The organism is Kitasatospora sp. NPDC023120, assembly GCF_055560835.1.
This window is the reverse complement of the sequence record NZ_JBVHHY010000033.1, coordinates 1-12,523: the sequence shown is the minus strand read 5'-3', so window position 1 is coordinate 12,523 and position 12,523 is coordinate 1. Positions and strand designations below refer to the sequence as shown.

At 68.6% G+C, this 12,523-nt stretch carries 10 protein-coding genes and 1 pseudogene; 7 read left to right on the top strand and 4 right to left on the bottom strand.

Translation table 11 applies throughout. The features are described 5' to 3' along the window. Nucleotides 1–398: 398 nt before the first annotated feature. Complete coding sequence (locus tag ACZ3TI_RS34670) at nt 399–932, bottom strand: hypothetical protein (RefSeq protein ID WP_465733412.1); 534 nt, start codon at nt 930–932, stop codon at nt 399–401. A gap of 733 nt (nt 933–1,665) precedes the next feature. Here ACZ3TI_RS34670 and ACZ3TI_RS34665 point away from each other — a divergent pair. After that, nucleotides 1,666–2,706 carry an LGFP repeat-containing protein gene (locus tag ACZ3TI_RS34665; RefSeq protein WP_465733410.1) on the top strand — a complete coding sequence of 347 codons (1,041 nt, stop codon included), beginning with the start codon at nt 1,666–1,668 and terminating at the stop codon, nt 2,704–2,706. A 58-nt stretch (nt 2,707–2,764) separates the two neighbouring features. Here the strand turns inward: ACZ3TI_RS34665 and ACZ3TI_RS34660 are convergent, their stop codons facing one another. Then, nucleotides 2,765–3,337, bottom strand: a complete 573-nt coding sequence (locus ACZ3TI_RS34660; protein ID WP_465733408.1) for a GNAT family N-acetyltransferase — start codon at nt 3,335–3,337, stop codon at nt 2,765–2,767. A gap of 23 nt (nt 3,338–3,360) precedes the next feature. Beyond that, nucleotides 3,361–4,359, bottom strand: coding sequence for a hypothetical protein (locus ACZ3TI_RS34655; RefSeq protein WP_465733406.1), 999 nt, complete (start codon nt 4,357–4,359; stop codon nt 3,361–3,363). Between the two features lie 777 nt (nt 4,360–5,136). Here ACZ3TI_RS34655 and ACZ3TI_RS34650 point away from each other — a divergent pair. The 5 genes and pseudogenes from ACZ3TI_RS34650 to ACZ3TI_RS34630 form a co-directional block, all read left to right on the top strand. Beyond that, nucleotides 5,137–5,427 carry a hypothetical protein gene (locus ACZ3TI_RS34650; RefSeq protein WP_465733404.1) on the top strand — a complete coding sequence of 97 codons (291 nt, stop codon included), beginning with the start codon at nt 5,137–5,139 and terminating at the stop codon, nt 5,425–5,427. A gap of 399 nt (nt 5,428–5,826) precedes the next feature. Then, nucleotides 5,827–6,168, top strand: a complete 342-nt coding sequence (locus ACZ3TI_RS34645) for a hypothetical protein (protein WP_465733402.1) — start codon at nt 5,827–5,829, stop codon at nt 6,166–6,168. Between the two features lie 1,637 nt (nt 6,169–7,805). Continuing rightward, nucleotides 7,806–8,372: a Uma2 family endonuclease gene (locus tag ACZ3TI_RS34640; protein WP_465733400.1), complete on the top strand. Its 567-nt coding sequence runs from the start codon at nt 7,806–7,808 to the stop codon at nt 8,370–8,372. Nucleotides 8,373–8,913: 541 nt separating this feature from the next. Beyond that, entirely contained in the window at nt 8,914–10,251 is a 1,338-nt protein-coding gene (locus ACZ3TI_RS34635; RefSeq protein ID WP_465733398.1) for a Tim44 domain-containing protein, read from the top strand. A gap of 807 nt (nt 10,252–11,058) precedes the next feature. Then, nucleotides 11,059–11,439, top strand: a pseudogene (locus tag ACZ3TI_RS34630) (HD domain-containing protein); the annotation flags it as partial. On the opposite strand, the gene ACZ3TI_RS34625 reads toward ACZ3TI_RS34630, so the two are convergent. After that, nucleotides 11,352–11,705 carry a transposase gene (locus ACZ3TI_RS34625; protein ID WP_465733532.1) on the bottom strand — a complete coding sequence of 118 codons (354 nt, stop codon included), beginning with the start codon at nt 11,703–11,705 and terminating at the stop codon, nt 11,352–11,354. The pseudogene ACZ3TI_RS34630 and the gene ACZ3TI_RS34625 overlap by 88 nt on opposite strands. Nucleotides 11,706–11,899: 194 nt before the next feature. Here ACZ3TI_RS34625 and ACZ3TI_RS34620 point away from each other — a divergent pair, with 194 nt between their 5' ends. Then, entirely contained in the window at nt 11,900–12,523 is a 624-nt protein-coding gene (locus tag ACZ3TI_RS34620) for a PIN domain-containing protein (RefSeq protein ID WP_465733396.1), read from the top strand.

Sequence of the window (12,523 nt, the reverse complement as noted above, 5' to 3'; positions counted from 1 at the left end):
TCCTCGCCGGAGCCCCGCAACGGTCCAACGGCCGGCTCAACGTCACCCAGCTGGCCATCGAGCCGCCCTCAAGCGCTGGCACCTCACCCACCAGCACCCCGACCTCAAGGACCTCTTCCAGGAACGGGTCGCTGCGGACGAGGCCCAGCGGCGGAGCTACGTCCGGTCCGCCAACGCCTTCGAGGAGCTCAAGAGGAAGCACACCGACCTCCAGGCCCACTGCCGGTTCCTGGAGGTGCGGCTCCAGAACTACGCGACCGCCCTCAATCTGATGGCGCTGGAGAATGCAGCACTGTCCGGCCGGGATGCCGAGGCGGCCAAGGTCCGAGCCATGCCACGGCGGCCGCACATGCCATGAGATCGCTGACGCAAGGAGGCTCCTCTTGGCCGGGTGCTCTTCAGAGTGAATCCCACCAGCGCAAGGAGGTGTCGGTCGGCGCCTCAGGGCTCTCGAAGTGGAACGGCACCCCGAATCGCTCCGCAAGGGCCCGCCCAACGGTGCTCGCATCCTCCGCCTCCGGCCAGGGCGGCACTTCGCCATTGAACAAGCGCAGGTCTCCGCCGAATTGGACCAGCGCAAGGTCGTGCTCGGCGTTCGGCGCGGTCATGACGGCGAGGAGGCGGACGCACCATCCCTCGGTGTCTCCGTCCCACACGGCCTCGATCGCGGCTGGCCGACGGGGAAGCCCTTCTACCTTGGCGGTCAGCGCGTCGAGGTCCAAAGGCGCGGTCGGGACACGGGGAACACGCAACCGCCCCAGCACGGCACAGCGCTCCGTGATCAGGTCCATGCACTCATGAATGCCCGGCACGGGCTGCGGGGAGGCGTCCCGGATGGCCTTGATCGCTTGGACGTGGTGCTTCTTCGCCAGAAGGGCATCTACGCGGTCCTGCACTCCGGCGGGCAGAGCGCCCCACACAGCGTTTTCCATGACCGTATTCAAACGTGAGGACCACCCAGAGGGGCAACACCATTTGCTCGGGCCGCAGACCTGTTCACTGGCCTGAGCTGGGAACTCTCTCGGTTCTACGCACCAACCGGGCGTGAGCAATATGGCGGGATAACGGACTCGATCTCCGGCGTGCTGTACCCGGTGACCACGAAGTGGGGCGCCGGCTTGTACTCGTGCCGGGGGCAGTCGTCGAAGACGTTCGTCTACGAGGCCGTCCGGCAGAACCGGGCGCACGGGAAGCCGCTGACCGTCCTGTACGCCGTTCTCCCGGGCTTCTCTGGGTGTGGTGTGACAGTGCACTAACTGTTTGACCCGGGGATTTCTCCAGCATCTCTGGGGGCTGTCGTGATCGTTGCGACACGGTGCACATAGAGATGGAGGAGACCCTCGCGGGCCTTTCCTGTTCAACTCCCGTCTGGCGTCCGGTACTGGACCGTGCTGGATACGACCTCGTCGTGGTTCCCGCGGCCGACGCGTTCTTGCGGCACGTGCGGTTCGGCAAGGACCAGGCGGAGCTGACGGCCCGTACGCACGCCGGGCACGTCACGCTGTACCTGCGCTGGTGCATACGGACGGGTCGCGACTGGCGGGTGGCGGCCGAGGAACTGGGGCTGTTCGTCGTCTGGTTGAAGTTCGGCTCAAAGGCAGTCACGGGCATCGGCCGTCCGACTGGCAGTGGTTGGTGTACCCAGGGCGGGGGCAGGAAGCAGACATGCATCCCTTACTCAGGCGTATCGGAACGCTCCTGGCGGCCCCGGTCGTCGCCCTCGCCCTGGTCACTGCCGGCTTCACCATCGGCGCCACCCCCGCGTCCGCCGAAGTCTTCTGCGGCTCCCACTCCGTTGACGGCGCCATCTGGACCGAGTACACCCAGACCCCCGGCGTCCAGCGGTCGCTGGGCTGCCCCACCAACGACGAACTCGGCACCCCCGACGGCATCGGCCGCTTCCAGGGCTTCGACAACGGCTTGATCTACTGGACCCCCGACACCGGCGCACACGCCGTGTGGGGCGCGATCCGCCAGTACTGGGCCGACCTGGGCTGGGAGCGCGGCTATCTGGGCTACCCCCTCACGGACGAGCTCACGAACCCCGACGGCTACGGCGTACGCCAGCAGTTCCAGGGCGGCACCGTCTACTGGAGCCAGTACAGCGGCGCCCACGCCGTCCACGGCGTCATCGGCTGGTGGTGGGGACAGAACGGGTACGAGAGCAAGTTCTACGGCTACCCGACGTCCGACGAATACAACGAGGTCTACGTCGGAGGCACCGAAGTCAGCAACACGGGCAAACGGCAGAACTTCCAGTCCGGCCGCTACATCCTGTACAGCGGCGGCCAGCCCAACGCCTTCGAAAGCTGCCACACCGCATGCATCGGCTACGGCGGCATCACCAACACGAAGTGGGTGAAGAAGACCGAGGTCTACATGAACCTGGCGGACCAGAACAAGCGCTCCACGCATGTCACCCCGACCGACGCCGCGTTCGCGAGTACCTCGAGCTCGGACACCGCTTCCAGCGACCCGGCGGACAACTGGAAGCAAGTCTGGTCCAACACGCTCATGTTCCCGCACGCCACGCAGGGCGAGATGCACTCGACCTACGAGCAGCTGTACTGCCACGCGTCGTACTCCTACCCCAAGGACGACAGCCACTACGGCGGCGAGACCTGGGACCTGGAAGCCTGGCACTACGACATGGTCCCCTACGACGCGAGCAAAGCACTCCAGACCGGATGCAACTGGGGAGAGTAGCCCCCGCCTGACCCACGTCCCCCTGCCGAGCCGGCAGGGGGACCTCGTTATTTCTGCGTCAGCCCAGCATCCGCGCGAGCGCCGCGACGTGGCGACACGAGCCGCCGCTGCGGACGTCGTCCGGCAACAGGAACCCGGCAGCAACATCCGAGGTGGCTGAGTACCGAACGTGGCTGACGAACCCCCGGATATCTGTCAGGCACGTGGCCGTCTGGCCTACTTCCCTTACGTGTCTTACAGCTCCTGAGAACCCCAGATAGCCGAGGACGTTGAAGCCGAGGGCGCGCAGCAGGTGGACGGTTTCCGTGCCGAGGCCCTTGCCCCACTCGGCCGGATGGAGGGCGAAGCCGATGGTGGCAGCCTGCTGCGGCTCGTTCGCCAGACGCGCGTAGCCGATCAGCCGGTGCTCGCCGAGCCGGGTGATGGCGAGGCAGTACTCGGTTCGCGGCGTGGCGTTCGCGGAGGCGATGGAACGGGCGGTGATCGCCTGGACCTGCTCGCGGGTGCGGGGTTCGAAGCTGAGGTGCCGGGTGGCCTCGGGGTCGCCGTAGATGGCCAGGAGGTCGTCGGTGTCCTCGGGTTCGACTTCGCGCAGGTCCAGGCGGGGGCCGGCCAGGTGGACTGGGGTCATGGCTGCGGAGCCTATCCGTGGGGTCACCGGACGAGGACCGAGGTCGGGGTCGCAGTGTAGGCCTCGATCTCCTCGCGCAGATTGGCCGTCGCACCGCCGTTGCGGCGGCCGTCGCCGTGCAGGGCGGCGTGGACGCGCTGGGCGCTGCTGACGATGCCGAAGTTCCGCCGCTCGATGGGGAGGTCGAGCACTGGGCGGACGGCCTCGGCAGCTCCCTCGACCTCGCCTCGGGCGATGCGGGCGAGGGCGAGGTCGGTCTGGGCGCCGGCCTCGTCACCGAAGGGCCACTCGTCCTCGGAGGCACTGCGGTAGGCGGCGACGGCCGCTTCGGACCGGCTCTCGCCGAGTGCGGCGTCCTCGCCGAGCTGCACGGTGGCCTCGGCGACGTAGTAGAGCTGGCGGGGGATCGGGAAGGTCATGATGCCACCGAAGGCGTCGAGGTCATCGGGTTCGACGGCCACGCGGGCATCCTCGGCCTGCTGGATTGCGGTGCGGGTGGACTCGCCGTCGCCGAGGAGGGAGTGCGCGCGGGCGGAGAGACAGGCCAGCCAAACGCTGGTGGTGCCGCGGACGTCGCCGGCCGCGCTCTGCCCGAGGGCGGCATAGTCGGCGGCCTCGGCGGGGCGGCCCGCCCAGTAGGAGATGAGCGACTGGAGCGAGCGGACCCAGGCGCGCATGGCGTGGTGGCCGGCGTTGTCGGCGCAGACGAAGGCGGTGCGGGCCTGCATCATCGCGGCGCTCGGGTTGCCCAGGTCGTGGCTGGCCTTGGCGAGCATGCCGGAGGTGATCCCGGCGAGCAGGTACAGCTCTCGGGCCTGCACGGGCTTGACCCGGCCGTGTTCCAGCAGCCGGAACGTGAGGTCCTGGACCTCGACCAGGTCGCCGAGCAGGGTCGGCAGCGCCAGCCTGGGGTAGGCGACGGTCAGCCGCCGCACCTCGTCGTGGATCTGTCCCAGGGTCTCCGGGCCGATGCTGCTGCCCTCGGCCATCGCGGTGAACCGAAGTGCACGACGAGCCGCCATTGCGACCTGCCTTTCCAATTCCGTGGTGCCCGCGTCGAAGCGGGTCTCGCTGTTGAACGGGCTACCAGCAGGCGGTGCCGCTGCCTGCTCGGAGGGGAGAAGGACAGGGACCGGCCGTGACGGCGGGACGACGAAGGAGGCGGCGACCGCAGGTGCGGGCAGGGAAGCGGCAGGTGCGGCCGCGAGGAGCACGTCGACGCTGACGCCGAACATCGCCTCCAGCACCCGGCACTGGTCCAGTAGGGGCGGGTCTTCACCGCGCCGCCGTACCAGCGCTCGAACTGCCGCTTGGAGACCGACAGGCCCCGGAGCCGGGGGTCGTTCTCCTGCTCGGCGGCCGAGTTCGCCGTCGCCTCGAACCGGAGCCGGAAGGTCTCGTAGACCTACCAGTGCCGCTGCAGCGTCAATACCCTTAAGAGCGTGGGAGTTTCGGCCACTGCGAATCCTCTCCGTCCCCGTTCGTCTGCTCTGACGATAGCCATGGTCGGTCCGCAGGAAACCCGTCCGGAGGGCACCCGGGCCAGATGACGGCAGCCATGACGGTGGTCATGACGCACGTCGCCGTCGGCCACGCCAACCAGCGCCCGGTGACGACGCCACCATGACGGCGGCGACGTCGTATCCATGCCTCACCACCCGCAGCCATGCTGACGACACTTCGCAATCCGCGCACAACTGACAGCGAAGAGTGAGATCGGGGCGGCTTGCAGCACCAGCCGATCACCCCGTCCAGCGCCACGGGCGCATCGGCCCGAGGCCGGCAATGGGAGGGATCCGATGGACAACGCCACGACCCGACGCATGGCGGAAGAGCGGCCCCCGGCGGATAGCGAGGCGAGCGCAACTGCCGAAGACGACCGCGCCAGGGAGATCGATATCAACCCCGCCTACCCGCGGGCCAACTGCACGGTGTGGGACGCCGATACCTGCGACCGAGGTCTCCTGCACCCGGTCGAACAGCTCGACGTGAACTTCCTTCCCCGCCTCGCCGCGCTCTCCATGACCGCCATGCGGAGGGACCAAACCGGGAAGGCTGCAGGGCACCTGCAGAAGAAGGCGCCGAACTGACTCCTGACGCCTCGACCTCGTGTCGCCAGCCGGTCTCGCCGCACCCGCGGGGGGTCAGCCGATGTTGGAGGGAAACTACTGGCCCAGACTGGATGAGTGCCAGCGGCTTACGTCCGCGGGCCCCGCCGCCCCCGCCGCCCTCGCCCTCGCCGCCGGCTCGGCACCACGTCTCGGCGTAGCACCAACTGCCCGATCGCCGCGCGGCTGCGCCGGCGGATGCGCAACAGGCGAAGCATCAGGGAAACGTCTGGCTAACGTCGTTCCTCGACGTGCCGGTGCACGGGCAAGCTGCTGTGCGGACAACGACGGGGGCGCCCGATGCCAGAGATCGCTGTTGTCCGCCGTTCAGTGCCCAGGCCAACGAATCACGGAGGAACCATGCGTCGTCGTATCGGAGCAATGATCGCTGCCGCCTCACTGGCCGGCATCAGCGTCGTCGGCATGTCGGGAACCGCCCATGCGGGCACGACCGGTTCGGTGAGCATCTCGGTTCCCGGCTGCATCGGCCATTTGAACCTCTCAGCCAACTGGGCCTACGGCCACCTGGACTCGTACACCACCACCTGCTGGCTGACCATCTTCCAGCGGAACGACCAGACAGGAGGACAGACCTCCCAGACCATCTCCTACGGGCCGGGTGGGCATGGTGACACCGGCCAGTTCTACCACGACAGCGTCCACGAGGTTGCCATGGCGATCTCCAACGGCAGCCAGAGCAACAGCACGGCCTGGTACCACTGACGGCAGCCGCGGCCGTACCACGCCGCTCACGGGGCGGGGGCGCCTCGCCTCAACGGGTCGACTGCCGCGGTGTACGGCAGCGGTCGGACCGGCTGCAGGATGAAACGTCGACTCGCCGCGCGCGCGGGTCGAGGCGTTCTCCTCCGAGGCCCTGGACGTGCCGGCCGTCGGCTTCCGCCTCGTCATCTCGCCGAGGTGGGCTCGCGGGGAGGATTCACCCTGGTCTTCCTCCACACGACCGTGGTGACAACCGCATCCTCCTCGGAGCCTCCGACGACAGCACGCCCACACCCGCCCTGCGGACCGAGCCGGCCACCGACCAGTTCCACTGGCGCACCGCCGCGTCCGGCTGACCGGGACCGGCCCGACCTCCGCCGGCGGCCCGCGGCATCGCCGTACTGCACGGTCGTGCGGTGGAGTTCCTGAAGCGGCCAGGGGAGGGTGGCTGTTCGGGGCGGGAGGCCTGCTTGCCTCGGTGGCACTCGTCGTCGGGAGCCGACGGACGATAGGGGTGCGAGCCTGACGTTCTGTGTCCCGGGCCGGGGCGGCTGTCCCGCGCCGGCGGCCGTCGTTCTTCCGGCCCGCGGCCGGCCCGCAAACGCCGACGAGGCCCAGTACCCGGGTGGGTACTGGGCCTCGCCTTGCAGTGGAGCGCCAGGCCCGGGTTGCACGGACTCTTCCTACTGAAAGTAGGACGTGCTCTGGTAGCACCGCTGACGCCTGGTGAGGAATCATCTCCCTCGCGACGTGAAGAATATTAGCAGGTCAGCAGCCATCCAACGAAGTCGGTCACCGGGGACCTCGCGTAGGCAGATCATTTGGCAGGAGCCCGACGGGACGGTGGCATCGGACGGGTGGCGGGGCGTCTTCGCCGTCGGCGACCGGATTGCCCTTGCCGTCGCTTGCGCCGTCGCTGCCCCTGTGCCGTCGCCACCGCCGTTCGCCTCCTCCGGAGTCGGCGTGCCGCGGACGGCTCACGGGGCCGTCCCGCCGGGCCGCGGCACGCCGAGCGGCCGATGTCTTCCGATTCCTGGCGCCACGAGAAGCCCAGAACGACCCATGGACATTCGTTCGAACTCCTCCTGTTCTCCAGGCGATCTCTGTGGTGACGATCACCGCGGACACCTTTGTGGGGAACCGTCTGTGAAGCCAGTACCTACCCGTGGCGCCACCACATCGGGTCTGCGCGCCGCCGCCGCGGTCCTGGCGATCCTGCTGGTCGGGCAGGTCTCTGCCGCTCTGACAACCAAGATCAAGACGGCCGGCGCCTCGGCAGGATCCGTGGCGTGAGCGGCCGTCGGTCCGCTGTTTGTGCGTCGAGCGACGTGGGCGGTAGCCGGTGAGCCGGGTAACGTTGCCGGACCGGATCGCCTCGGCGGGGTCGGCCCCGCGCTCGCGGGAGTTACTCCCGAAATTCGGGACGCAGACCCTGGGTGATCTCCGCTGACCGCTCTGCCGATGTGGAGATGGCCCAGGGTGGCACCTACTAACGTTACCAAGTGCCGGGCTCCCGTGAGCACCCCTGCTCGGCGGGAGCCTGCCCAACACGACAGCTGTGACAGCCGGACCACAGCCGGGCCACATCCAACTGTCACTGATTCGTTCCGAGGACTGAGATCCGGACAGGAGAGCAGCAGGTGAGCACGGCGCATGCCAGCCCGGGTGACTACAGCCAGGTGCCGAATCCGGAGCAGGCACTGAAGTACGCGATTCAGCACATCGCGGGTGACCGCGTCGAGATCGTCGAGGGAGTCATCACCCCCGTGTCACCATCCTGGGCCCACGAGACCGCCGTCGACCTGATCCGCGAACAGATCGGTCCCCGTATGCGCGAACTCGGCCTGCGTGCCGGCTCCGGAAACCTCGACCTGCCCGGCACCGAGAACTACTACGTCCCAGACCTCGCCGTCGTACCCGCCGAGCTGGCGAAGACCGAAGGGGCGCTTCTGCCGGACCAGACGGTACTCGTCGTCGAGGTGACCTCGCCGTCGAACGGCGACACCGACCGAACGGCGAAGCGGCGGCGGTACTCGCAGTTCGGCGCTCCTGTGTATCTCCTGGTCGACCGCCAGGAACGCACCTGCACCCTCTTCTCCCAGCCGGGCCAGCTCGGTTACACCCTGATCGAAGGCCCCCACCCTTTCGGCACGCCGCTGCAGCTCCCGCCGCCATTGAACCTCGAACTCGACACAGCGGGATTCTGAGTCCGCGAAGGCGACGGTCACCGCTGTGAAGCGCGGCGGCGGAACCGGAGCACGGAGCGCCTCCTGAGACGCCGGGCCTGCTCCGAGGACGGAGCCATGAACGGAACGTCGGGAGGCCGGCACCCTGCGGGGTGGCGGCTTCTGGTGCCTTCACAGGGCCGCGGCAGCCTGACGCCCGCCTCGGACACTCATCGGCCCGGACCGGAGCGCTGACCGTCGCCGAGAAACGGCCTCCGCTGCCGTTCGTGCAGGGGAGGCGACCGGTCTGCAGGCGGTCGGTCCGGCTGTGCCCGGCGCTGTCGGCCGCGGCGCGGTGGGGCCGCTCAGCACCCTGGACACCACCGTCCACCAGGGGCTCGCCCCCCAGCGCAGCCTCGGTCCCAAGGCCCTCCCACTGGTGAGCAGGGCGCGGCTCGTCGGTCCGCTGGCCCGCAACGCGCTCCTGCCGAGGCGGCCCGTCGTCTCGAAGGCTTCCCGCTCACCCCCGGCTTGTACGCTTGCGCCTGCTTGGAAGATCTGCGGTGTTTGAAGGGAGGGCCCGGTGCGCGTCCGCCGGTGTATATGTGTGGTCGCGGGAGCCGTCGCGCTGAGCAGCCCGACGGTCGCGTATGCCCGCGGTGGGGGCGGCGGTCACGGGTTCGGGGGTGGCGGTGGCGGCCATGGCGGTGGTGGTGGCGGCTTCCACGGGTCGACGGGCGGCGGCTCCGGAGTGGGCTTCGGGACCGGTTTCGGAGCCGGTGGCGGTGGGCTCGTCGCCGTGCTGGTGATCGTGGCCGTGCTCCTGCTGATCCTGTGGCTCAGGTCCCGGCGCCGCAAGGCGGCGTTGGCAGGTGGCCTGAACACGGTCTCGGACCGCACCGCGCACCGCGCGGACGCACAGGCGCGCGAGCGCGCTGCCCGGGTCTCCGCCCGGGTCGATGCCATCGCCGACACCGATGCGACCTTCGACCGCGCGGCGCTCGAGCGCCGCGCGGTGTGGCTGTACGTGACGGCCCAGCGGGCGTGGACCGGACACGATCACGCGACGCTGCAGCGGATCCTGTCCCCAGTGCTGTACGGCAAGTGGGCCGAGGAGCTGCGCGACTACGAGTCGCGTGGCGAGGTCAACGTCGTGGAGATCGTCGACGGTCCGGTGGTCGAGCTGGTCGACGTCGCCAACCGGGCGGGTGAGGTGAACGACACCGTCACCTTCCGGATCACCGCGACGCTGCGCGACTACGTACGTCGCGGCGACGGCCGGCAGGCTGTGCGCAAGGACGGATCGACGCGCCCGGTCGAGTACTGGACGCTTCGCAAGAGCGCGGCCGGCGAGTGGATCGTGTCCTCACTCGAGCAGGCCGCCGAGGGAGCGCATCACCTGAGCAGTGCCATCGAGACTGACGGCTGGGATCAGAAGGATGTTGCCCGGGATGCGGTGCTCGAGGTCGCGCAGAGGAGCACGGTCACCGGGGCGAGCGACATCCTCTCCCTCACCAACATCTCGTGGAGCACGGACGCCGACCATGCTGCCGGCGATCTGAGTGTTCTCGACGGCCGGTTCGACAGAGCGGTTCTCGAGGTCGCCGTCGAGCGGTTCCTCGAGGAGTGGGTCATGAACGACGGCAGCCTCGACTTCACCCCGGTCCGCACGGCCCGCCGGACCGTCCTGCGTGAGGCCACCGTCACGTCGGTCACGGTGCGCTCGCTGGTCTCACGGGACCCGGTCGTCTTCCGAGTCGCGGTGAACGCGCAGGGCGTCTACTACGAAGTCGACCGCCGCACCGAACAGGTACTGCGCGGTGACGCACACAAGAGCGGGCCGATCGCCTTCACCTTCGACCTGCGGCTGGACGACACCTCGGCCAAGGCATGGACCGTGGTCGCCGCCGACACGCAGTAGCCACACCCCCACCGCCACCATGGGGTCCTCGCCCCCACAGCCCCCTGTCCCGGGCGGTAGAGGCAATGAGTTGTGCGCGAGGATCTGCCCGACAGTCACCCGCCCGCCGGGTGCCTCGTCCGGTACGTCGGGCAGCAGGTCTCGCAGCGACGTGTCCTCGGTGATGCCGTCGGCGGGCAGCTCGGTGCGCGCGCCGGGCAGCAGCTGCTCGATCCCGGCGAAGAACATGCGAGCTCCCGCCACGGCCGGGACGGACGGCAGGAACACCGAGCAGGCGAGCCGCTGGACGTCGACACCGCCGCCGGTCAGAGCGGCCAGCGTCCGGGCGGACGTCGACCAGGCCCACCCGTCCCGCCATCGCGTCGCGTAGACCGGGAACGCAGCGGCAGGGTCGGTGTGGACCACCACCGCATCGGGCGTCTCCTGAACGACCACGTGGGCGCCGGGCCAGCGCCACGCGACATCGCCGGGCAGGGCGGTGTCGGCCAGGCGGCGCAGTTCGAAGTCGGTCGCACCGCAGAGGCCGAGGACCAGCACGCAGCTGCTCTACCTCGCGGGCCTCGCGGGCCTCGATGACCGAAGCGACACCCGATCGTGGCTCGCTCACCAGCAACGAACCGAGAGGCCCAGCGCGGTCGCTGCTCCAGGTCCGACCGACCTTGCTTCGCTCAGGAGTGGCAGCAGCCGCTCTACGCAATAGGCTCCCCGTGATGTTGGATAGCGCTGACGTGCCGCTGCGTCGACGGTGCGAGCTGGAGAACATGCATTACGCAATTCGTCTCGCCGAGGCGTGAGAGGAGTCAGACGGTGGCCGACGACCTGTTCCCGGTGGCGCGGTTCCTCTTCGAGGCGGGGACCCTCAAGCACACCAAGCGCACCGGCTGGTGGATGGCCGGCGTCCGCGATCCCGAGTCGGTCGCCGAACACTCCTGGAGGACATCGCTTCTCGCTTCGATCATCGCCAAGCTCGAAGGCGCCGATCCCGCCCAGGCCGCCTTCCTCGCCACATGGCACGACGTCGCCGAAACGCGGACCGGCGACGTCAACTACGTCGGCAAGAAGTACGCGAGCAGCGCCGACCCCGAGACGGTCACGGCCGATCAGGTCAAGGGCATGCCCGAGGTCCTGGCATCGACCGTGAAGGACCTCGTCGCCGAATACGAAGGCAAGGAGTCGCCCGAAGCAATGGTGACCGTGGCCTCGTAACGGACGCTCGCGCGACCGTGGAGTCCACGATCACGTCCCAGGTGATCAGGCCTTTCGCGTCGGCTTCGGCCTGCAGCTGGGTGAGGATCCGGCTCCAGGTGCCGTCGCGCTGCCCGGCCGTAGACGTCCCACTTGCCGTAGCGTGCGGGAGCGTCGCGCCAGGGCGCACCGGTCCGCGTCCGCCAGCGTATGCCGTTGATCAGCTGCCGCTTGGGCCAGACGGGAGGTCGCCCCGGCTTCTTCCCCACTGGCAACAGCGATTCCAGCCTGGCCCATTGCTCGCTCGCCAGATCTCCAGGCCCCACGAGTGGATCATGGCAGACCTTGATCCACTTATGAAAAGACCCTAGACGGCCGTCGATCTACCGAGCAGAGTGATGCGTCTGGTGTTGGGTGGCCGACTGGACTGACGGTGAACGTCCACGAGTGGGAGGAGGTGGAGGTGACCGACGAGCAGTGGATCATCTTCGATACGAACGCGGTGAACCTACTCAACCCCGACAGTCTCACCGCGGACATCATCCGCAAGCTCAAGGAGTCCGGCCATCACCGGGTGGCTGTGCCGTGGATGGTGTTGGAGGAGCTTTCCGCGCACCAAGCCAAGCACTACCCGGCCCAGTACCACGCGGTGGTGAAGGCGCTTGGAAAGCTGGCCGAGAAGGTCCCGTGGGCGATGCAGAGCAGTCTGGAACCGCTCGATCTGGAGCGTCTTCTCGACCACTGGCGGGCCGTCTACGGGAAGATCTTCGAGGTGATCGACACCAGCGGAGACGTCGCGCGTAAGGCACTGGCCCGGGAAGCCATGGCGCTGCCGCCAGCGAAGCGCGCCGAGGACCACTCCGAGGGCGCTCGGGATGCCGCGATTTGGTTCTCGATCCTCGAGTTCATGCGGGAGAACCCGCAGGCTCATGTCTGGTTTGTCACGAACAACGAGAAGGACTTCGGGGACGGGACCTCTTACCGTTACCCAATGAGTGGTGTGCATCGTGAAGTGGCAGGTCACGGGCCTGGTGTGATTCCGTGCCCCGGTGCTCGTGCTGGTCACGCGCGGCAGTCTGCCGTGTAG